Here is a 22648-nt window from a genome sequence, read left to right on the forward strand (position 1 = left end):
ATGTTTGTATTCCGTAGAATACGATTTTTGCCTCATCGTTCAGTTTTCAAAGTTCGTCGTGTCGTTTTCAGCGACTTTAATAAGATATCACGGAATAACTTAAGCGTCAATCCTTTTTTGAAATCTTTTTTCTTTCTTGTCACCGTCCAGCGCGTGTTGCCCTGTCGACATGTATTAATATACTATCTCGGTATAATACCGTCAATAGTTTTTCTAAAAAAACTTTTGAAATCTTTTTTCTTCTATATATAGCAAAAACAATTCTAAGAAAAAGTAAAGCCGATCGTCATACGACCGGCTCATACGTCACGAGTTCGACTCCCGCCCCTTTAGTCGTTTGATATGAGATACGAATCAAACCTTTTCGCATGAAGAAATCGATTAAGCTGCTCAAATCTACTTTAACTTCTTGCAATCGTTCTTCTTCCATCAATTCGTACATCGTCCAAGGATCCGTCCGTTCACGCATAATTTCGAATAAATAGCGTCCTCCCGATAAAACTTTGGACTGCAAAAGGTGCTCAAGCCCAATCAAAGCAAGATGAATACGTTGATCTAGTGTCTCTTCACTCATCAATAATTGCTCGTATAGTTTATAGACATCCGGGTCATCGAGTCGCGCCTGTTCCCAAACGACCGTTTCAGGATGTTTTCCTTTTTCGAGGACGGATAACCGTGCCAGGTGATGCAACGCATGATGGACATGTGTATAGGCATCATAATGATGTCCGCGACTAAACAAGTTTCTTCCATCTTGGAAACGACGCAACAATTTAGCAAAGGAAATCGTCATCTGTAAATGTCGTTCCTCATCAGGAAAATCGAGTAGTTGTCTTTTTAAGTCAACTAAGTAATCGTTTCGTTCGAATACGATCGTCCCTTCAGCAATCCAGTGAATCGCGCGTCGATTGGCATTTAATAAAATCCAGCGTGATAACACATCTTCATGTACGAGGTGTAACGACACCTTTAGTGTATTCAGTCGATAATGTTTGATCGTCCACTCGACTTCTGGGTCTCTCGTGATGACGACAAGAAGTGTATCAAATTGATCCGTCAGGGAATCCCGTGGTTGCCGTTTCTCAACAGCAATGATCCCTTGTGTTTCACGATAAGCCGCGTACTCCGAATAAATCGTTCGTGTTGCTTGTTCCATGTACTTCTCACCCTTCTATACGAACTCGTCGTTACCATTTTCGACAAAAAAACAAGCTTTCCTTCTTCAGGCAATCCCGCATCTTATGCTAGACTGACAACAGGGGGAATTCACTTGAAAAAACAACGTAAAAATAAAATAAACCGCGCGCGAAACTTAGCTATGTTTCTCGTCTTCGGTGGGATGCTCGTCATGTATGGCGGTCTATTACTCAAACAATTCGAGATCATCATGGTCTTACTCATGCTTCTCGGTTTCGTTATGGTCCTCGCCAGTACGGCACTCTATTTCTTGATTGGTCTGACATCAACGAAGGCAGCTGTCGTCACTTGTCCGAACTGTGGAAAAGAAACAAAAGTCCTTGGTCGCGTCGACTTATGTATGCATTGCGATGAACCACTGACGATGGATCCATCTCTTGAAGGTAAAGAATTCGATGAAAAATATAATAAACACAATAAACGAGCTCCCCGCTAAGGCAGCTCGTTTTTTTATTGGACATTCGATTGACAGTCCGGGCAAGTTCCGTACACTTCTAATCGGTGACGATCGACTTTAAAGCCTGTTAAGTGCGCCGCAACCGTTTCGACATCATCGAGCACAGGATAGTTGAAGTCAACGATCTTTCCGCAATTTTCACAGATCATGTGGTAATGGCGTGTCGTAACGAAGTCGAAGCGACTTGAAGCGTCTCCGTAATTCATTTCCTCAACGATTCCTTTTTCTCGAAACACGCGTAAGTTATTATATACAGTCGCCACACTCATATTTGGAAATCGATGTTCGAGTGCACGATAAATCTCATCCGCTGTCGGATGCGTGTGTCCCGTCGTTAAATATTCCAAAATCGCGTGACGTTGTGGTGTCATTCGAACGCCTGATTCCCGAAGTGACTTCACGGCGTCATCCAGCATTTCGTTAGCCACGTCCATCCCCTCATTTCTATCTTTCATTGATTATCAGATTGTAATCTTTATAATTAGTCTACCTACAAATAGGCATTCCGTCAACGGCTCTGCACCGGATTTGACGTCCATGATACAATCATATCGTGATATTTTTCACGAATCATCGATTGGAGGAATCCTCATGTCTACCCACACTACACGTCCTACTTCAGAGGCGTTATATGAAATCGCACAAGAGTGTATCGTTGGTGGCGTTAACAGCCCATCCCGTTCATTCAAAGCCGTCGGTGGCGGCGCACCTGTCTATATGGAACGCGGAGAAGGTGCTTACTTTTATGATGTCGATGGCAATCGTTATATCGATTACTTAGCAGCCTATGGTCCGATCATCACGGGACACGGTCACCCTCACATTACGGAAGCGATCACCCATGCTGCTCAAAACGGTCTTCTTTACGGCACACCACACCGTCTAGAAATCGACTTTGCACATAAACTACAAAAAGCGATCCCATCGCTTGAAAAAGTACGCTTTACGAACTCGGGAACCGAAGCCGTCATGACGACGATTCGTGTCGCACGAGCGTATACGGGTCGTGAGCTCGTCGTGAAGTTCAGTGGCTGTTACCACGGTCACTCGGATTTGATGCTGATTGCAGCAGGTAGCGGACCGGCGACACTTGGTTCTCCCGATTCAGCTGGTGTCACGAAAGCGACGGCAAAAGAAGTCATCACGACACCGTTCAATGATATCGAATCGTACCGTCAAATCATGGAGCAATGGGGCGATCAAGTCGCTTGTGTACTCGTTGAACCGATCGTCGGAAACTTCGGTATCGTCGAACCGCAACCTGGATTCCTTGCTGCAGTCAACGAAATTACGCATGCTCACGGCGCACTCGTCATCTATGATGAAGTCATCACAGCCTTCCGTTTCACGTACGGCAGTGCACAAGAGTTACTCGATATCCGCCCTGATATGACGGCGCTCGGCAAAATCATCGGTGGTGGTTTACCGATTGGTGCTTATGGCGGTCGCAAGGAAATCATGGAACACGTCGCGCCACTCGGTCCGGCTTATCAAGCGGGAACGATGGCAGGTAACCCAGCATCGATGGCCGCCGGTATCGCTTGTCTTGAATTACTTGAGCAGCCTGGTGTCTATGAAAAACTTGATCACCTCGGTGCCTTACTCGAACAAGGTGTACTGGAAGCAGCAAAACGTCATGACGTCACGATTACGATCAACCGTCTAAAAGGTGCCATGACGGTCTACTTCACGGATGAAACAGTCATCGATTACGATGGTGCAGAACGTGCAGATAGCGAGATGTTCGGACGTTTCTTCAAATTGATGCTAGAAGAAGGCGTCAACCTCGCTCCTTCGAAATACGAAGCGTGGTTCCTGACGACAGAACATACGGAAGCCGACATCAAGGAGACGATCGCAGCAGTCAATCGTGCCTTTGCTCGACTTTAAGTCTCTTCACTAAAAAAGCAGCGCCCTCGCAAGGGGCGCTGCTTTTTTGTTATTCGACGAGTTCCAGATTTTGAATGGCATACAGTTCAAAATAAGCGCCTCGTTTTTGCATGAGAACTTCGTGTGTGCCAATTTCCGTAATCTGACCATTTTCAATGACGACGATCTTATCGGCATCGGTAATCGTTGATAAACGGTGCGCGACAGTAAACGTTGTCCGCCCTTTTGCAAGACGCGCTAACGAATCTTGAATCATCGCTTCGCTCTCTAAATCGAGCGCACTCGTCGCCTCATCCAAGATTAGAATCGGCGGATTCTTCAAGAAGACCCGCGCAATCGCAAGACGTTGTTTTTGACCACCCGATAACTTGACGCCTCGTTCACCGACCGGCGTATGATAACCGTTCGGTAATCGTTCGATGAATTCGTGGGCATTCGCTGCTTTTGCTGCTGCGATGACTTCCTCGTCCGTCGCGTCCGGATTCCCCATCTTGATGTTCATTTGGACCGACTCACTAAATAGAATCGATTCCTGCATGACCATCCCGATCTGATCGCGAAGACCTCGCAACTTCAAGTCACGAATATCAACACCGTCAAGCGTGATCCGACCGGCAGACACATCATAAAAACGCGGAATCAAACTGACGAGCGTTGATTTCCCGCCACCTGACATCCCGACGAAAGCAATCCGTTCGCCTGCCTGAACGTCAAGCGTCAAGCGATCGATCGCCAGCTCGCCGCCTTCTTCATAAGCGAAACTGATGTTTTCAAATTGAACGTTTCCGCGGACATCTTTCGGTTCGCGCGCATTCGGTTTTTCCGTAATGTCGTACGGCTCATCTAAAAACTCGAACATCCGGTCCATCGAGGCAATCGACTGTGTCAACGTCGTTGAGGAGTTGACGAGACGACCGAGCGGTGCATACAGACGGTCGATATAACCAATGAACGCGACCATCGTCCCGAGTGTCACTTGATTGTTCAAGACGAAGAACGCCGCCGTTCCGAAGATCAGGATTGGTGCGAAGTCCGTAATCGTCGATACGACGACGTATGTCCGCGCATTCCAGTTCGTTTGACGAAGCGCTGCTTTTAAGAACCCATCATTTTGATGTTTGAACGCTTTGTTTTCGTGTGGTTCCAGTGCAAAACTACGGATGACTGCCATCCCGTTGACCCGCTCCGTCAAATGACCTTGTAGCTCCGCAAGGGCTGCCGAGCGTTCCCGTGTCAATCCACGTAAACGCCCGTAAAAGAACTTAACGGCGAGGGCGTAGAAGGGTAAAGGAATGATCGCGATAAGCGTCAACTTCGGATCAATCGTCCACATGATGGCGATCGCGATGAAAATCGTGATCATATCGAGCCACAGATTCATTAATCCCGTGACGACGAAGTCTTTCGTCTGCTCGACATCATTGATGATTCGCGAAATGACTTCCCCCGTTTTTGTGTTCGAATAAAAACGAAGCGATAATTTCTGAACATGATCAAATAATCGGTTCCGTACGTCAAATAGAATCTTCGACGCTGACCATTGTGCGAGATATTGGCGAACGTATTCAAGCGGCGGCTTGACGATCAAGAAGATGAAGACACCTGCTCCGATCAAATATGCCAATTGCTTACTTTTTTCAGCCATCGGCATCGTGTTCCCAGTTAGGATATGGTCGATGATGTACTTATACAACAATGGAAGTCCGAGTGGGATCGAGAACTTGATGATCCCGACGAAGACCGTCAAGAGGATCTGTTTTTGATACGGCTTGACGAACGCCATATACCGACGAATCGAGCCTTGTTTCTTACGTTTTGCTTGTGTTGCCACATGTTTCACTTCCTTCAACTAAAAAAAGACGATGGCGAACCATCATCTCCGATATCTTGTTTCATATTCACGATACCACATATCCACAAAAGCCGGGTTAAATGGACCCTTGCGACTACGAATCCACTGGATCAGGATTTGGACATTGTCTTTCAAAATACGATCGATCGCCTTCGGATAATTCATCTCGCGGCGATGTTTCTCATATTCGTCCTCATCGAGGATCATGTAGGACATATCCGGATATACTTTGATATCTAAATCATAATCAATGTACTTGACTGCTCGATCTTTCTCATCGAACGTAGAAGGGGATCCGAGGTTACAGTAGTAATAAATGCCATCCTCCCGAATCATGCAAATGACATTGAACCAGAGTTCTGTTGAAAAATAACAGATTGCAGGCTCTCGCGTTCGCCACTGACGACCATCCGATTCACTGACCATGATGCGATCATTGAACCCAATCAATTCTTCTTCCGTCGATTTCAGCACGAGCGTTTCTTCCCAAACTCTGTGTAAGCTCCCGTTATGTTTGAAACTTTGAATCTCAATCTTGCTACTTTCTTTTGGGAATCGACTCATGTGCTACTCCTTTCTAAAGCGTTTTTCTTCCATTCTGTTATACTCTCGTGCTTATTATACCCATTTTCAGAACACATGAAAAACGAAAGGGTATTTTTTCAGAAAAATGACGGAATTCAGCCTTGAAAGTGATTCAAAATCGCATTTTTTCGCTGTTTGAACATCGGTTTCAAGATGAATGCTTCAATGACGAAGGCTGGTAAGAAGGAGGCATACGTCACTTCATCCATGAAATAGACGCCAGATTCACGTTCTTCGACTCGGTGCACGTGGCACCAGGCACGAAACGGATACGGCACTTTTGTACCAACATCGACGAAGACATATTCTTCTACGAAAGGAATCCAAGACGTCCACGAGACAAATAGTGGTGAAACTCCGACACGTAGACGAATCGTATTCCCGGCTCGCGTCCGTGTATCACCCGACGTCTTCACTTGCGGAAATACCGTCAATCGACTCAATGCCTTGGCATCACTTAAAAAATCCCACGCTTGCTTCTTTGATGTATCGACACGCGTCTCAAATCGAAAAGTATGCATTAGATCTCCCCCTTTAATAGTCGATCAATCTTCATTTGGGCGACAGATATCGGATGCGTCGCATACGTTTCCTGATCAACTAGTATCGTCTGGTCCGGCTGTTCCGTCACGCGATAGACAGCAATCTCCCAAATCCGGTGCGAAAAGATGTGTCGAACATGTCCGATAAGCGTTCCGTCACGCTCTTCTTCTGCTTCTCGAAGTGGGTATTGCCACATGCCAGCAAGCAAACCGGTCTCCGCCCGTTGTTCAATTGCGATTTTTCCGTCTGCTTCATAAACAAGAGCATCATATGGAATAATTTGCGTCTTTCCTTTCTTCGTCTTCACAGGCAATTCTTCCTGTGCATTTCGGTCGTATGCGAAACAAACGTCTTGAACAGGACAGAGTCCACACATCGGTGACTTCGGCGTACAGACCATCGCCCCGAGTTCCATCAGACCTTGATTGAAACTGGACGGATCAGCCGGATCAATCAATTGATGCACCGCCGCTTCAAACAATTTCCGCGTCTTCGGTGCAGCGATATCCTCATAGATTCCAAGCACACGCGAAAGAACGCGCATCACATTTCCGTCTACTGCTGGTTCTGCTTGTCCATAAGCAATCGATAGAACCGCTCCTGTCGTGTATGGACCGACGCCTTTCAGCTGACTGAACAATTCCTTTTCATCGGGCACGATTCCATCATATTTTTCAACAACTTCTTGAACCGCGATTTGAAGGTTCTTGACACGGGAATAGTACCCTAAGCCCTCCCAGTGCTTTAGGACTTCACTTTGATCCGCTTCTGCTAAATCATGCGGTGTCGGAAAACGTTTCGTGAAGCGCTCATAATACGGAATGACTGTATCGACGCGCGTTTGTTGGAGCATGATTTCACTAATCCAGATATGATACGGATTTTTGGTTTTTCGCCATGGGAGATCTCGCTGTTCACGAAGGAACCAGGCAATCAGTTCTGTGGTAAATTGTGTTTTATTAAAGTTTGTGAAATATTCTTGAACGACAGTCAAAAGGTTACCTCTTTTCTCTTAAATACGATATATTAATTAAAAATTACTCGGCAGAACCACGATGGATTCACCATCACGATTTCATAGAAGGAGCGAATTCGCATTGGATACTGGTACGCATATTGGCATGGGACTTTGTCTCGCCGCCATCTCGACGCTACACCCTGACGTCGCAGCGAGCACGACGCTGTTTGCTGCCGTGACGACGACAGCGCTCGTCGGCTCACACGCACCGGACTTCGATACTGTCTTTAAATTTAAAGGAAACAGCGCCTACTTGCGCCAACATCGCGGAAAATCACACGGTTTGATCGCTTTGCTCGCTTGGCCATTATTACTTTCGATCGTCATCGGCACGTTATTCGGTGTACCTCCGACTTCATTATGGCTGATGGCACAGATCGCTGTCGCTCTTCATGTCTTCGTCGATCTGTTTAACGCTTACGGCACACAAGCCTTACACCCGTTCAAAAAATCCTGGATCGGTTGGGGTGTCATCAATACATTTGATCCATATCTGTTCACGATGTATTATGCCGCGTTCGGGATTTGGCTACTAACGCGAGCGACGATCGTCATCTTCCCGATTTTAATTGCTATCGTCATCATCTACTACGCTGTTCAATTCAAGTTACGAAACGATGCCCTCGCGACCGCAGCCCGCTATTATCGCGGTGCGCATAAACTGTTCATCTCCCCTGGCATGAAATGGGATGAATGGCATGTCGCGGCACGTTTACGCGATGAGTATTCCGTCGTTAAGATTAACAGTGGAACCGTCGTCGAATGCGGAAACTTCCGGATCAAGGACGAACCACACGGTGACGCCTTGTACGAAATCGTCAAACAAAACGCGGACTTGCAAGCGTTTCTTGAGTTTTCGAAGATTCATACGTATACGGTCTCACGAAAGGATGGCATTGTCGAATACCGCTTCACCAACCTGCGTTACTTCACGAAGGAAGTCTATCCATTCGTTGCCGTCGTCAGAATCGACGCTGCCACACAAGAGATCGTCAGCTCCTATACCGGCTGGGTGTTTAGCGAACGGACCTTGCAGAAAAAACTGTTCATCCCTGCATTATAAAGACAAAGCTCCGCGCAACGGAAATCCCGATGTGCGGAGCTTTTTTCATTCGACGTTTCGACCTGTCATCAAATGCTTGAATTTTTCGTTCGTCGTATTAAACCGGTGTAACATTGCCCCATGCTGTTTGATCTGCTGCTCGACAAAATGAACCGCAACGGCTTCACCTTGATATTTCTCACCTGCGCGCGCGAGTGTCGCTTCGAAATCTTCCCACAGCACTTCGACCCACGTCAGTGCTTCTTCCGGGGTTAATACTTCATTCACTTGTAATAATTCTTCAGCCAGTTGCTGAAGGGCTTGTTCTCGATTCGTCATGTCTGTTCTCCCTCTCCTGTGAATAACGCGAGCGGAATCGCGACTTCCTGAGCCGTTCCTTCAAAATGTCCCCAACCCATGACGCCATTGACGAAGTGTAACTCAAATCGTGCCTCTTCTCCTTCGATTCGGTAAAAGACTCCCCGTTCGAATCGTTTCGGATCGATCAAATAACTTTTCGCAATGGCGATTTTTCGCGTTACGACCTCCACTTCACTGACATTCCCATGTTGCTCCGCTTTTCGTTTTTGTTCACTTAATTTCGTGATCAACATCTCAAGCTCGTATTTCGATAATTGACTCATCCGTGTCTCCATTACAAAAACTCCTCCTCTTCGTTTTTCAGTATAAACGAAAAGGAGGAGAAACTGGATGGATTAGCTTGATTTCAATTCTAGATTCCGCTTACTTTGTAACGCATACATTTTCGCATAAATTCCGGACATCGCGAGGAGTACATCATGTGGTCCTCGCTCGACGATCTGACCATGATCGAGAACAAGAATCTCGTCCGCATCCTTGATCGTCGATAAGCGGTGCGCAATGATGAACGTCGTTCGCCCTTTCGTCAACGTCAACAAAGCCTCTTGAATGACCGCTTCGGTTTCCGAGTCAACACTCGCTGTCGCTTCGTCAAGAACTAGGATCGCAGGGTCGAACGCCAGTGCACGAGCAAAGCTGATCAACTGTCGTTCACCCGCTGATAACGTAGCACCTTTTTCGATGACCGGTTCATCGAGTCCGTTTGGTAAACGATTAATGAATCGATCCGCGCCGACGGCTTCGATCGCTTGTCGTACCCGTTCTTCGGAAATATCAGGATTACCGAGTGTGATGTTCGAACGAATCGTTCCCGTGAAGAGGAACGGATCCTGTAAGACGATGCCCATATGTTCACGGACCGCTTGTTTCGGTAAAGTCGTCACGTCCTGTCCATCAATCAATAACTGTCCTTTTGAAGGATCATAGAAACGCATCAGTAGGTTCATGATGGAGCTTTTCCCGCTACCCGTATGACCGACGAGGGCAATCGTCGCGCCAGGACGAGCATCGATTTGAATTTCACGTAATACGGGATTTCCCGCTTCGTAACTGAATTCGACGTCTTTGAAGGATACCGCTCCTTTAAACCGAGCAACGCGCCCTTGTTCGACCGGCTCGCCCTTTTCGTCGAGCAACTGGAACATTCGGTCCGCTGACACGAGCGCTTGTTGTAGCGGTGACAGCTGATTCATGATTTGAGTGACCGGTTCGAATAAACGGGACACGTAATCGATATACGCATATAAGATCCCGAGTGATAAAAACGATCCATTCGTCAGACTTTTTCCGCCGACGACCCAAATCAACAAGGCGAGCGTCAAGTTTTTCAAAAAGTAGGATAAGTTGTGTGACATCAAGGCATCAAGTCGTAACAACTTTGCCCGTGTCTGATAGTTCTCTTCATTCTTTTGTTCGAATTCAGCAAGAACTTCCTTCTCACGTGCATAAGCCTGAATGATCGGCATCGTCTGGATGTTCTCATTCAGTTGACCATTCATGTCGGCAACGAGGGAGCGAACCTTGAAGTTATTCTTCGTCGCGAGTTTCTGGAACAGCTGAATCCAGAAATAGACGATCGGAATGATGATCAGCGAAACAAGTCCTAAGCGATAATCGAGGAAGAACATCGCGACGAGAATCCCTGCCATCGTGATGATCCCTGAGAAGACTCGGGCGAGCACACCGAGATATAAATCGCGAATCGTTTCCGTATCATTCGTGACGCGACTGACGATTTTTCCGATTGGCGTCTGGTCGAAATAACGAACCGGTAACCGTTGCAGATGCGTAAAGACATCAAGCCGCATCCGTTTGATGATTTTATGAGCAGATCGCTGGAGCAAGATTTGTTGAATCCAGTTCAAACCAGCTGCTGCAAGTAGCAAAAGAACATAGATCAAGGACAACCAGCCGATTGCTTTTAAGTCCTTTGAATAAAAATCATAGACCTGTCCTTGTGTCAGTTTTTGAATATTATCATACGTGTACACATTGTCTCCACGCGTGACCGTCATCGTATTTCCACTGATTTTCCGCTCTCCCCCACTGACGACTTGTTTTGGTACGAAAAAGTAGCCGTTGGTCGTTTGGACGATCGAGACGGATCGAACGATCTGACTTTTCGAGACATCCTGTGCTTTGGCGAACTGACGACCGTCATACGTGACCGCACCGTCTGCTTTAACTTCGACCCAGTCCTTTTCAATCGCTACGATATGTTCATCGATGATGACTTTCGCGATATACGGACCTGTCAATTCCGCACCGACTGCCAGTACGAGTAGAAACAATCCTAAGAAGATCGCTTGTTTCTCATGCATCGCATAGCGGATCAACGAACGGATCGTCGTCTTCCGACGTGCCGGATCGAGTTGATATAATTCCAATTCATTCATGCAAAGGCACCTCCTTACATTTCTTCACTTTGTCGCTCGAATTGTTGAGCGTACCAGCCATTTTGTGCCATCAGGCTGTCATGTGTTCCTCGTTCAGAAATCATTCCGTCTTGCAAGACGATGATTTCGTCCGCATGTGCCACTGCCGATAAGCGATGGGCAACAATTAATGTCGTCGATTGGTGGCGATTCGATCGAATTGAATCGATGATATGTGATTCCGTTTTCGCGTCTACCGCTGATAATGAATCATCCAGCAACAGCAACTCTGGTTTTTTTAACATCGCCCGCGCGATTGACAGACGTTGCTTTTGTCCTCCCGACAACGTAACGCCACGTTCACCGACCATCGTCTCAAGTCCTTGCTCCAGCGTCTCGATATCTTTTTCGAACGATGCGAGACGAATCGCTTCCTGCAATTCTTCTTCTGTCGCTTCACCTGCACCGAATAGAATATTGTCCCGGACGGATTTTGAGAACAGTAAATGTTCTTGTGAGACGTAACCCGTCCAACCGCGAACCGTCTCTAGCGCAACATCTTCATACGGTACGCCGTTGACTGTCAACATGTCCCGTCCGATTGGATACTCACGTAAGAATTGACGCAAGAACGTCGTTTTCCCGGATCCCGTTGGTCCGACGATACCGATCGTTGTTCCTTGTTCAATCGTCATATTCAAATCTCGTAAGACCGGATGGGCTGTCTCTGGATACGTAAACGTCAAATCGTTCATCTCGATCCGTTCAGGGCGATCGACGTGTTTCCGCGGTGTCGAAGCAATCAACGGTTTGACTCGCATCGTTGCTTCTAAGCGATCAAGACTTGCTGTTCCGCGCTGGATGACATTGATCAATTCACCAAAGGCGTACATCGGCCAGATCAGCATCCCGAGATAGATGTTAAAGGCGACCAATTGTCCGAGCGTGATGTCGTTCGTAAAGACGAGATATGTCCCGAACGATAAGCCGATCAAGTAACTGAACCCTACGAGCAACTTGATGATCGGTTCAAATAAGACATCGATTTTTGCGACATGCATGTTTTTCTTAAAAACATCCGTCGTGACATCGTCGAACCGTTTAACGTCGACTGGTTCTTGGACGAACGAGCGAATGACACGCAGTCCGGAAATCGACTCGACGACCTGATCATTCATCGTTCCGAACGAATCCTGGGCCGTGATGAAACGCCCGTGAATCTGACTTCCGAGCTTATTCATCGCGTAGGCGAGAAGCGGCATCGGTAACAAGGCAGCAAGCGTCAGCTTCCAATCGATCGCGACACCCATGACGACAAGCGTGATCGCTGTCATGTTCAACGAGTCGACGAGCGTCAAGACACCAAATCCGGCTGTCCGCTCGACCGCCTTTAAGTCGTTCGTCGCGAGCGCCATCAAGTCTCCCGTCCGATTCTTTTGATAGAATGTCGGCGTCAGTTTTAATAAGTGCGTAAAGAAGCGGCTCCGCAGCGTCCGTTCTAATAAAAAGGCCGTTCCGAATAATTTCGCTAACCATTGATACGTCAAGATGAAGGACACAATGGAGATGACCGTTAATCCGCCGACATACTGCAAAAGTGTCGTCCGGTCCATCGATCCCGACCGTAAACCGTCGATGACCTTACCGATCAGCCACGGTGGCGTTAAATCGATGAAGCCGGTGATGATTAACAAGACGACTGCTACGAGGTACGATGATTTGTGTTCTTTAAGAAACCAACTCAATTGCTTAAATAAACGCATGAGGGTCCCCCCTTTACTGTAAAATGAAGTACTTTTTCCGAGCACGCAAAAAGGCATACGGATTTCCGGATGCAGTCCGAGAATCAGTATGCCTTGAAATGGGCATGATCCATTCTTGTTCGTCTGCGCGCTCGGGAGACGAATCCCCTTGCTCGCACATGAAATGAATTACTTATACGTGCTCAAGAGTCTCCGTCGTATTCAGCTGTTGGATATGAGTGAAACCAATTGGCTTTTTCATAGGACGGTTCCTCCTTTTCTTAGTCTGTGCGTAGAATAGCACAATTGTCGGATAATTGTCAATTTTTCGTCTTGCTTTTATTATTCCACCTCTTCTTCTTTGACTTGTTCAAGGACTTGAGCCGCTAGTCCGTATGGAAATCCTTTTCGGACGAGCGCTTGCTTCACTTTCTGTTCGCGTTCGAACGGTTCAAGTTGCCGGTATTTCGGATAATACTTGCGTGCTTGATAAAGGGCCGCTTGTTCTTCTTCGTCCCCTTCTTCAGCTCGGAACACCTCTTCGATACCCGCCTTGATCAAGTCGGACGAGAAACCGCGTTGCATGAGTGTCATCTGTAGCTTTTGCGTCAGTTCCCGCACGGAACGCCGTTGCAGCTCTTTTTGCTTTTGCCGCAAAAACTTCAGGACTTTTTCGTATTCTTCTTCATCCGTAAACGTCACGATCGCTTCATCAATCGCTATCTTCGGTATCTTCAATGCCTCAAGGTCGCGGCGAATCCGTCCAGGTCCTTGTGGTGTCGTCGCTTTTTTCGTTGCCGTATAAGCAAGTGCGAACTGTTGATCATCCAGATAGCGTTGCTCTGTCAATCGCTCGATCGCATGTTTGATCGCATGCTCCGGTGTCTCTTTCTCTGTTAAATAGGCGACAACTTCACTCGTCGCCCGCATGCGGTACGATAGATGATTCAATGAGAGACGATACGCTTTTTGCTGTTCTTCAGCCGTCAATACTTCCTTGACGAAGTCGTCATCGAGTTCCTTATCGCGTTGCAGATTGTATTTAATTAAGATATCAACGTCTACGGCAAAGGCATATTCCTCTTTACCATCACGCTCAACATAGATATTGAATCGTTCGCTGTTCTTTTTCTGCGTCGAGATCCGTTTAATCTTCATGTCGTTCCCTCCCCTAACTTGATTCGGTAGTTCTACGATATCATGAACAGGCAGGTCTATGTTTGAGTGAAACCATGGAACGGGAACAAATGGAAAGAAGCTACTTTTACTTATCTCAGGGAGGATGAATTACATGAACATTGCGATTACCGGTGGAACCGGTATGATTGGTCAAGCCTTGACGAAGCGTTTATTAGATCAAGGACATCACATCTTTATCTTGACGCGTCATCCGAAAGCGAACGATGCGCATATCACATATATCAAGTGGATGACAAAAGACGCAAAGCCGGAACAGCACTTAGCGGGCGTCGATGCCTTCATTCATCTTGCCGGTGCTTCGATCAACGACGGACGTTGGACGGATGAACGTAAACGTGTCATTCTCGACAGTCGCGTCAGCACGACGAAGGAGCTCGTCCGAATCGTTGAAGCACTCGATCAAAAACCCAATGTCGTGTTGTCCGCTTCTGCGGTTGGCATTTACGGACAAGATCGGCATCAAACCTTCTCTGAAGATCATCCCCTCCCACCGACCGCTGACTTCTTAAGTCATGTCTGTGTCGCGTGGGAAGACCTTGCACGCCCGATTGCTGACGCTGGCATTCGACTCGTCCATCCACGAATCGGGGTCGTCTTGACGAAAGCCGGTGGCGCTTATCCGTTAATGCGTCTGCCTTATGTTTTGTTTGGTGGTGGGACGATGGGCGACGGTAAACAGTGGGTCTCCTGGGTCCATATCGATGATTTAGTCGATTTATTCCTATTCGCGCTTGAAACTCCGACAGTCGAAGGACCGCTGAACATTACTGCGCCTCACCCGGAGACGATGCGCCGTTTCGGACAGACGATCGGAAAAGTCTTACATCGCCCACACTGGCTCCCGGCACCACGCTTCGCATTAGAACTCGCACTCGGTGAAAAGAGTACGATTGTACTAGAAGGAGCTCGTGTTGTCCCGAAAAAAGCGCTCGAAAACGGATACAAGTTTCGGTATGCTGAACTAAAGGATGCATTACGAGCAATCGAGCATTCAAACTAGTACAGGGGTGGACGATACTTGGATATCTTAATTCGAAATGCACATATCTATCCGATTACTTCGGACAGTTTTTACGGGGACATCCGCATTCGTGATGGGAAAATCATTGAAATCGGTGAATTACTGGATCATTTAGAAGACGATCAAGTCATTGAAGCAGAAGGTCACTTTTTATTGCCCGGTTTCATCGATGCCCATACACATCTCGGATTATATGACGAAGGTACCGGAACCGTCGGAAATGATGCGAATGAGACGATTTTCGCGATGACTCCTCATCTACGTGCCATTGATGGCGTCTATCCGCTGGATGAAGGCTTTAAGGAAGCTGTCGAACACGGAATCACGACCGTTCAAGTCATGCCAGGCAGCATGAACATCATCGGTGGCGTCACGAGTGTCATCAAAACGCACGGACGATTCATCGATGATATGATTCTTCGAAAGTATGCGGGTCTGAAGGTGGCGCTCGGTGAAAACCCGAAGCGTGTCCATAGTGCTGGTCGTGCCGGTGAATTGACACGGATGGGCATCATGGGGATGTTGCGCGAAGCCTTTCTTGAAGTTCGAACGCAACCGGTTTCCGAAACCTTCGCCCATCAAATGATCAAACGGGTCCTCGATCACAAGATGCCGCTTCGTGTACATGCACATCGAGCAGATGATATCCTTTCCGCCATTCGTTTCGCGGAAGAGTTTGATCTTGATTTACGCATCGAACATTGTACGGAAGGTCATCTCGTCGCAAAAGAGATGGAACAATTACCGATCGAAAAAGTGACGGTCGGACCAACCTTTACGCGAAAGTCTAAAATCGAACTGAAGAATAAGACATGGGAAACGTACCGGATTCTTCACGAACATGGTCTTGAAATTTCGATTACGACCGATCATCCATACACGCCTGTCCAATACTTGAACCTCTGTGCTGGTCTTGCCGCACGAGAAGGTCTACCGGTCGATGTCGCCTTACGCGCGATCACGATTCATCCAGCCCGTTCGCTCGGTGTGGACGATCGTGTCGGATCGATCGAGGTCGGAAAAGACGCGGATCTCGTCTTGTGGAGTCACTTCCCACTCGACTATTTAGCGAAGCCGCTCATGACGATGATTGATGGAAAAATCATTTTTGAACACGCTCAACTGAACTTGACTTAATCCCACCCCCGCCAGGTGTTTTTTGCACCTTTCGGGGGTTTTAGACGCTTACGGAAAACATCTTGTTTTTGTATCTTTTTTCACAAAAATTATTTTCTTGCAATTTTAAAAAAAGAAGGTAATATTATCTTATCCGACAACTGAAGAAGGCATACCATGCGCGGTTCAAACGAGTCAGACAGGTAGCTTTCGACAATCATTCTTGCGGTCCTAAAAGGAGGAATGGAAGTATGCTCAAGCAACGGGAGCTGAGCGACTGCGCTGATTTGTTCGAACTGATGCAGCATCAAGACGTATATCCGTACGTCCGCCAAAAAACACGGTACTTTGATGAATTTCTGTTTACTACAAAGCAGGCAATCGAAGAGGAAGAACGTGGTGAAATCGTATCACGTACCATCCTAGATGAATTCGATCAACCGATTGGTACGATTAGTTTACTCGATATCGAAGGACAATATGGGTTTCTCGGTACATGGTTAGGTAAACCGTATCATGGTAAAGGATACAATCATTTAGCGAAAGAAGCCTTCTTCTCTGAGCTGTTCTTCGAGCTCGGATATGAGAGTGTCTTCATGAAAATTCGCAAAAGCAATATTCGGTCACAAAAAGCAGCTGAAAAATTGCCGTATGCGTTCTGTGCGGATGAGTTGCGCCCTGCGCTTCTTGAGCAATTGAATGCTGGCGAAACACAGTTCACGCTGTATGAAGTCTCAAAATCTAGTTTCCACATGTACATTCATGGTCGGGAACTCGAAACACTATACGATCACCAACAACTCGAAGCATGAGGGCCTTGTCTCTCATGCTTTTTTGTGTCCACGCATGCGTTTCTAAAGTTTGAAATGGTATGATAAATAAGAAAACTCATCTTTATGGAAGAAACCTTTTCTTCTACAGGAAATGGAGCGAAGACTAATGCCAGAATCGTTTAACATTCTCGTAGTAGATGACGAAGCACAAATGCGTGACCTTCTCGTCTCGAATCTCGAAAAAGAACACTACACGACGATGACAGCTTCTAACGGACAAGAAGCCATCCATCTCATTCAACAAAATACATTCCATCTCGTTCTACTCGATGTCATGATGCCGGAAATGGACGGCTTGACAGCCTGTATGCGCATCCGTGAATTCTCAAATGTTCCGATCATCATGCTGACGGCACGTTCGGACGAACTCGACCGCATCCACGGTCTGAAAATCGGAGCTGATGACTATATTACAAAACCATTCAGCCCCCGAGAACTACTTGCTCGCATCGAAGCGACGCTTCGTCGCTCTCACCGCTTTACAGTTGATCAATCGGCTACTTTAACGCTCGGTATGCTTGAACTCGACACGGAAAGTCGGAGTGTCCACGTCAACGGCAAACCGGTCAGTCTGACGCGTAAGGAATTTGATTTGTTGCATCTGTTCGCTCAAAACAATGATAAGGTCTTTTCTCGCGAACAGTTACTCGATCAAATTTGGGGTGCGGATTATATCGGTAACTTACGGACGGTCGATACGCATATCAAAACACTTCGCTTAAAGCTCGGGGAAGCTGGTGGCTCGATTCAAACCGTCTGGGGCATCGGTTATAAATTCGAGGAAGTATGATTAAGCGCTATACGATCCGGCGCCGGATTTGGATCACGATTTGGTTCACGAGCGTTTTTTCTGCCATTCTGTTCGTCCTGCTGACGTTTTATCTCTACGACCGGTTCTATCTTCAGACGCAAGAAGATATCTTATTGAACCGAGGAGAAAAGCTAATCAACATTTACAAGTCCGAAGGCTTATCTGGTGCTTTTTACGATGGGATGACTTATACGAATGAATTGACGGAATCGAAAGTCTTCTTCATCGATTTTCTGAAGAAAAATCCGGCAGGACTCCGTTTTTTGACGAATGTGGACATCGAACAGCTTCGTAATGGCGAGACGGTCGTCTCGAGCCGGACCCATCCGATTGAAGGAACGGACATTCTAATGACTGGATTTCCGATCATCGAAAACAATCGACTGGTCGGTACGCTGATCTTGTATCTGGAACTCGGTCAAATCAGTGAACCATTCCGCCCACTCCGCCTGATGATCTTCTTCATGATCGGACTGATCGTCTTGAATCTCGTCATCTTCGGACGACAAATCATCGATACGATCATCCGTCCGTTGATCGACATGAAGCGCGCCTCGACTGTTTATGCACAAGGTGACTTTGATTACCGGATTCCGATTCAATCGGACGATGAAATCGGAGAACTCGCAGAAACATTGAACAAGATGGCGGAATCGCTCGGTGAGGTCGACGAGCAGCGGAAGGAGTTCCTCGCAAACGTCAGTCATGAATTGCGGACACCTCTCTCCTACATTCGTGGCTATACGGAGATGATGCAGGATGATTCGCTCGAGGAAGAAAAGCGTGCGCAGTATTACCAAATCATTGAGCGGGAAACGGAGCGTCTGCAACGTCTCGTCAATGATCTGCTCGATCTCGCTCAACTTGAACGCGATTCCTATCCGATGTCGAAACAACCACTTGTCTTCAGTCAAGTACTTGAAGATGTCATTTACCGGATGGAACCGATCGCCCAGTCAAAAGGAGTCTCGTTCGTGATGAATCTCGATCCGGATCAAATTGTCTTAGGCGATACGGACCGCCTTGAGCAAGTCTTCGGCAATTTACTCGATAACGCTTTACGGTACACACCGCCCGGTAAACAGATCTTCTTATCGACTGAAACGATCGGCGATCGGACGCATTGTCTTATCCGGGACGAAGGAGAAGGCATTCCGGAAGAACATCTCGATCGACTGACGAAACGTTTTTACCGCGTCGATAAATCACGGACGCGGAAAGATGGCGGAACCGGTCTTGGTCTTGCGATCACAAAACACATCATCGATCGTCATGATGGGACGATCCGGTTCAACTCCGTTCTTGGAGAAGGAACGACCGTCCACATCGAGTTACCGCTTCTTCCGGATGAAGAGGATGAATTCGAATAATGGAACAACATGTCATCCAAACCTTTGAACTCTTCGGACCGTTCGCTCCATTCGTTAGTGTCTTGGTTGGCGTCGTCATCAGTGTTCTTGGTGTCCTACCAAGTACGTTTGTCACCGCTGCGAATCTCGTCTATTTCGGTCTATGGATGGGCACATTGCTCTCCTTCATCGGTGAAGTCTTAGGTGCGGTTTGTGCGTTTCTACTATACCAAAAAGGACTGCGCTATGCCCTTCGTCGCCCACTTCCCGATCGATTCGCTCGTTTGCAACAAAAACTACAAGCACAACAAGGACATGAAGCGTTTTGGACGATCATATTACTACGGCTGTTGCCGTTCGTCCCGTCTGGCATCGTCAACATCATCAGTGCTGCTAGTAGTATCTCCGTCCTACTTTTCCTGACTGCGAGTACGATCGGAAAAATTCCAGCCATGTTAGTCGAAGTGCTCGCCGTCCATCAGTTCATGCAATCCTCGTCCATCGTTCAATGGTCGATTGCAGGTGTGGCACTCGTTGGTTATCTGATCTATCATATTCATCAAAAACGAACACCATCGATTTAAAACTACAGGCATCTGAAAGGAAGTATTGTTCGTGGAGTTAAGGCGTTTTGGAACATCCGATCTATTTGTGTCCCCGCTTGGATTCGGAGCCGGTCACATCGGTGCAGAACAGATGACGGACCGGGAAGCAGTTTATTTACTCGAACAAGCACGTGATCTCGGCATCAACCTGATCGATACGGCACGCGGCTACGGCTTATCGGAGCAACGCGTCGGACAATTTCTAAAGAATCGTCGGCACGACGTCATTCTGTCGACGAAAGTCGGCTATGATGTTCCCGGTGCGCAGGACTGGACGTTTGAAGCCGTCCGTGGTGGCATCGATCAAGCCTTACAGACGATGCAAACGGATCATCTCGACATCGTACACTTACATTCTTGTAGTCAAGAAATCCTCGCTCAAAGTGACGTCATCGAAGCGCTTGAACAAGCAAAACAAGCTGGGAAAGTCCGCGTCATCGCCTATTCAGGCGATCGGGAAGACTTAGTATATGCGATCGAAACGAACCGCTTCGACAGTTTCCAAACGTCGTTCAATCTATTTGACCAACGTGTCGATGAAGTCCTGCCCACTCTTCTAGATCACGGAGTCATCGCCAAGCGTCCGATCGGCAACGCCCCGTGGCGCTTCACGGAGCGTCCGGTCGGACAGTATGTCGAACCATATTGGGAACGTGCGCAACAACTCGCTTATCCACTCGAGGAATCCAGTTGGCTTGAAACTGCGCTTCGTTTTACAGTCTTTGAACCAGGAATCACGACGGCCGTCATTGGCACGTCTCGACCCGAACATCTCGCGTTGAATCAGCAACTGATTGAGCGCGGTCCACTCCCCGCTGACCGCGTCAGTCAATTGAAGGAACGTTTTTCCGAATGTGATGCCACGTTCGATTATGTTTCGCAAACGTAAGTGAGCAGTCACAGAAAAAAAGCCCGTATGTTCACTCGTTCAAGGAGTGCATACGGGCTTATTTCGCGCTTAGAACTTTTTCTTTTTCTTCTTTTCGAGCACGACGATCGCTTCAACGTGCGCCGTTTGTGGGAACATATCATACGGTTGAATGTACGATACCTTATATCCCGCTTTCATCAAATGATCGCAATCACGTGCAAGCGTCTGCGGGTTACACGAGACATAGATGATTTTTTTCGCCTTAGACGAAATCATTGCGTTCAATAACTGCGTATCACAACCTGAACGGGGGGGATCGACGATGAAGACGTCTGGAATCCAGCCTTCCTTCACCCAACGTGGAATCCATGCTTCTGCCTTACCGACGACATAATGCGCATGGTCAAAGCCATATTGCTTCATATGCGCATTCGCATCTTCAACTGCTTCTTCGATGATTTCCATACCACGGACTTCTTTTGCACCCTTAGCAATCCAAAGTCCGATTGAACCGACACCTGCGTAAGCATCAACGACACGTTCTTCGCCTGTCAAAGCAGCAGCACGGGCAATTTCCTCATACATCCGTTCTGCCTGTTCCGGGTTCAACTGGAAGAAGGCGCGTGGCGACAGTTGATACGTGAACTCGCCCATCTCTTCTTCAATCCGTTCGACACCGCGCAAGACTTCCGTCTCTTCTCCAAAAACACGTGACGTCAACTTATCATTGATGTTCAGCGCGACCGAGACGACACCTGGAATGTCCATGATATCGCGCGACAAACCCTCTAGATCACGGAAGCCGTCTTTAAAGGCAACGAGCACGACTTGAATTTCACCCGTTTTGATTCCTGTCCGGACGACGATATGGCGCATGACACCGTCTTGTTTTGCTGCATGGTAAACAGGTACTTTATAATCGTTGAGTAATTTCGTGACAGCTTGGTTGACACGAAGCGTATCCTTATTTTGGACGACACAATCATCGATTGCGACCAGACGATTCGAATTCGCAGAATAGAGACCACTAACGATTTCATTGCCTTGTTTCCCGACGACGAATTGTGATTTATTGCGGTAACCCCACTCCTTCGAACCAATCGTCGGACGGATATCGGCCTTTTCGACATTCAATTTCGTTGATTTTAAGAACGCATTGCGAAGCATCTCTTCCTTATAACGCAATTGCCCATCGTAACTCATATGTTGTAATTGACAGCCACCACAGACACTATAGACTGGGCAAAGTGGTGTCACGCGGTCTGGTGAACGATCGTCACGCTTTAAGATCTTTGCATTCGCATAGTTCGCATGAATTTCCGTGATCTCGATTTGCGCCGTCTCACCTACAAGCAATCCTGGGATGAAGACGATTTGTCGCTCGAGCGTCGCGATCCCTTCACCGTTGATGCCCATCCGTAGACAAGTGACCGAACGGACCTCACCTGTCTGTAATTTGATTTTTGTTGCCATTGATTTCATCCTTTCTCTTTACGCAAATGAAAAAGCGGTCTCAATCTACCGCTTTTTTCGTTTCTTCTTGTTCTTTCATATCCTTCGCATACCGAACGACTTTCGCCTTGAGTTGATCTAGTGATACGATCAGTCGTTCCAAATCTTCGATATCTGATGATTCATCGAGTGAATCGATTGTATGACAGAGAAGCTGCATTCTTGATTTTAGCACATTCATTTGACCAAGTTTATCAGTTCTTGCTTTTCCCATTATTCAGACTTCCTTTCTTCCGCTGGATTCCGAC

The 22648-nt window shown here is 47.2% G+C and carries 23 protein-coding genes; 10 read left to right on the forward strand and 13 right to left on the reverse strand.

All coding sequences use genetic code 11. The features are described from left to right. Window positions 1-286 precede the first annotated feature (286 nt). Window positions 287-1156 carry a nucleotidyltransferase-like protein gene (locus Q7C19_RS13815; protein ID WP_035412741.1) on the reverse strand — a complete coding sequence of 290 codons (870 nt, stop codon included), beginning with the start codon at window positions 1154-1156 and terminating at the stop codon, window positions 287-289. A 114-nt stretch (window positions 1157-1270) separates the two neighbouring features. Between Q7C19_RS13815 and Q7C19_RS13820 the strand changes: the two genes are divergently transcribed. Then, the gene (locus Q7C19_RS13820) at window positions 1271-1633 is read left to right on the forward strand and encodes a DUF2614 family zinc ribbon-containing protein (protein ID WP_029340912.1); all 363 of its coding nucleotides are present in this window, start codon (window positions 1271-1273) and stop codon (window positions 1631-1633) included. 14 nt (window positions 1634-1647) lie between these two features. Here the strand turns inward: Q7C19_RS13820 and perR are convergent, their stop codons facing one another. Beyond that, window positions 1648-2070 carry a peroxide-responsive transcriptional repressor PerR gene (gene perR / locus Q7C19_RS13825; protein ID WP_369792039.1) on the reverse strand — a complete coding sequence of 141 codons (423 nt, stop codon included), beginning with the start codon at window positions 2068-2070 and terminating at the stop codon, window positions 1648-1650. A gap of 175 nt (window positions 2071-2245) precedes the next feature. Here perR and Q7C19_RS13830 point away from each other — a divergent pair, with 175 nt between their 5' ends. Then, entirely contained in the window at window positions 2246-3544 is a 1299-nt protein-coding gene (locus tag Q7C19_RS13830) for a glutamate-1-semialdehyde 2,1-aminomutase (protein ID WP_375092338.1), read from the forward strand. Window positions 3545-3593: 49 nt separating this feature from the next. Here Q7C19_RS13830 and Q7C19_RS13835 read toward each other — a convergent pair whose 3' ends face one another. From Q7C19_RS13835 to mutY, 4 genes are all read right to left on the reverse strand, one after another. After that, window positions 3594-5327: an ABC transporter ATP-binding protein gene (locus Q7C19_RS13835; protein ID WP_035412790.1), complete on the reverse strand. Its 1734-nt coding sequence runs from the start codon at window positions 5325-5327 to the stop codon at window positions 3594-3596. 90 nt (window positions 5328-5417) lie between these two features. After that, window positions 5418-5960, reverse strand: a complete 543-nt coding sequence (gene ntdP, locus Q7C19_RS13840; RefSeq protein ID WP_023467311.1) for a nucleoside tri-diphosphate phosphatase — start codon at window positions 5958-5960, stop codon at window positions 5418-5420. A gap of 116 nt (window positions 5961-6076) precedes the next feature. After that, complete coding sequence (locus tag Q7C19_RS13845; protein WP_035412732.1) at window positions 6077-6502, reverse strand: SRPBCC family protein; 426 nt, start codon at window positions 6500-6502, stop codon at window positions 6077-6079. Continuing rightward, window positions 6502-7518, reverse strand: a complete 1017-nt coding sequence (mutY, locus tag Q7C19_RS13850) for an A/G-specific adenine glycosylase (protein ID WP_375092339.1) — start codon at window positions 7516-7518, stop codon at window positions 6502-6504. Before mutY ends, Q7C19_RS13845 begins: the two co-directional genes overlap by 1 nt. Before the next feature lie 103 nt (window positions 7519-7621). Here mutY and Q7C19_RS13855 point away from each other — a divergent pair, with 103 nt between their 5' ends. Further along, complete coding sequence (locus Q7C19_RS13855; protein ID WP_035412727.1) at window positions 7622-8605, forward strand: metal-dependent hydrolase; 984 nt, start codon at window positions 7622-7624, stop codon at window positions 8603-8605. 45 nt (window positions 8606-8650) lie between these two features. Here the strand turns inward: Q7C19_RS13855 and Q7C19_RS13860 are convergent, their stop codons facing one another. From Q7C19_RS13860 to Q7C19_RS13880, 5 genes are all read right to left on the reverse strand, one after another. After that, window positions 8651-8923 (reverse strand): YfhJ family protein, encoded by a 273-nt coding sequence (locus Q7C19_RS13860; protein WP_023467307.1) that lies wholly within the window; start codon window positions 8921-8923, stop codon window positions 8651-8653. Then, window positions 8920-9240, reverse strand: coding sequence for a DUF1811 family protein (locus Q7C19_RS13865; protein ID WP_375092340.1), 321 nt, complete (start codon window positions 9238-9240; stop codon window positions 8920-8922). The genes Q7C19_RS13860 and Q7C19_RS13865 overlap by 4 nt, the downstream gene beginning before the upstream one ends. 60 nt (window positions 9241-9300) lie before the next feature. Next, window positions 9301-11361 (reverse strand): ABC transporter ATP-binding protein, encoded by a 2061-nt coding sequence (locus tag Q7C19_RS13870; protein WP_375092341.1) that lies wholly within the window; start codon window positions 11359-11361, stop codon window positions 9301-9303. Between the two features lie 14 nt (window positions 11362-11375). Continuing rightward, a complete protein-coding gene (locus Q7C19_RS13875; RefSeq protein WP_375092342.1) occupies window positions 11376-13103 on the reverse strand; it encodes an ABC transporter ATP-binding protein in 1728 nt (575 codons plus the stop codon). Between the two features lie 321 nt (window positions 13104-13424). Continuing rightward, window positions 13425-14240 carry a RecX family transcriptional regulator gene (locus Q7C19_RS13880; protein WP_056063661.1) on the reverse strand — a complete coding sequence of 272 codons (816 nt, stop codon included), beginning with the start codon at window positions 14238-14240 and terminating at the stop codon, window positions 13425-13427. A gap of 133 nt (window positions 14241-14373) precedes the next feature. Between Q7C19_RS13880 and Q7C19_RS13885 the strand changes: the two genes are divergently transcribed. From Q7C19_RS13885 to Q7C19_RS13915, 7 genes are all read left to right on the forward strand, one after another. After that, a complete protein-coding gene (locus Q7C19_RS13885; protein ID WP_290775420.1) occupies window positions 14374-15282 on the forward strand; it encodes a TIGR01777 family oxidoreductase in 909 nt (302 codons plus the stop codon). An 18-nt stretch (window positions 15283-15300) separates the two neighbouring features. Further along, entirely contained in the window at window positions 15301-16440 is a 1140-nt protein-coding gene (locus Q7C19_RS13890; protein WP_035412712.1) for an amidohydrolase, read from the forward strand. Window positions 16441-16670: 230 nt separating this feature from the next. Further along, on the forward strand, window positions 16671-17231 hold the full coding sequence (locus Q7C19_RS13895) for a GNAT family N-acetyltransferase (protein ID WP_023467300.1): 561 nt from the start codon (window positions 16671-16673) through the stop codon (window positions 17229-17231). 127 nt (window positions 17232-17358) lie between these two features. Continuing rightward, a complete protein-coding gene (locus Q7C19_RS13900; protein WP_023467299.1) occupies window positions 17359-18042 on the forward strand; it encodes a response regulator transcription factor in 684 nt (227 codons plus the stop codon). Then, window positions 18039-19433 (forward strand): sensor histidine kinase, encoded by a 1395-nt coding sequence (locus Q7C19_RS13905; RefSeq protein WP_290775417.1) that lies wholly within the window; start codon window positions 18039-18041, stop codon window positions 19431-19433. The genes Q7C19_RS13900 and Q7C19_RS13905 overlap by 4 nt, the downstream gene beginning before the upstream one ends. Then, window positions 19433-19996, forward strand: a complete 564-nt coding sequence (locus tag Q7C19_RS13910) for a TVP38/TMEM64 family protein (protein WP_375092343.1) — start codon at window positions 19433-19435, stop codon at window positions 19994-19996. Before Q7C19_RS13905 ends, Q7C19_RS13910 begins: the two co-directional genes overlap by 1 nt. A 31-nt stretch (window positions 19997-20027) precedes the next feature. Next, a complete protein-coding gene (locus Q7C19_RS13915; protein ID WP_375092344.1) occupies window positions 20028-20906 on the forward strand; it encodes an aldo/keto reductase in 879 nt (292 codons plus the stop codon). A gap of 69 nt (window positions 20907-20975) precedes the next feature. Here the strand turns inward: Q7C19_RS13915 and rlmD are convergent, their stop codons facing one another. Both rlmD and Q7C19_RS13925 read right to left on the reverse strand, forming a co-directional pair. Continuing rightward, window positions 20976-22361 carry a 23S rRNA (uracil(1939)-C(5))-methyltransferase RlmD gene (gene rlmD, locus Q7C19_RS13920; RefSeq protein WP_056063648.1) on the reverse strand — a complete coding sequence of 462 codons (1386 nt, stop codon included), beginning with the start codon at window positions 22359-22361 and terminating at the stop codon, window positions 20976-20978. A gap of 40 nt (window positions 22362-22401) precedes the next feature. Further along, complete coding sequence (locus Q7C19_RS13925) at window positions 22402-22614, reverse strand: SE1561 family protein (protein ID WP_023467294.1); 213 nt, start codon at window positions 22612-22614, stop codon at window positions 22402-22404. Window positions 22615-22648: the final 34 nt, after the last annotated feature.

This window comes from Exiguobacterium sp. PHA03, from assembly GCF_041945985.1.
In the GTDB taxonomy this organism is placed as follows: domain Bacteria; phylum Bacillota; class Bacilli; order Exiguobacteriales; family Exiguobacteriaceae; genus Exiguobacterium_A.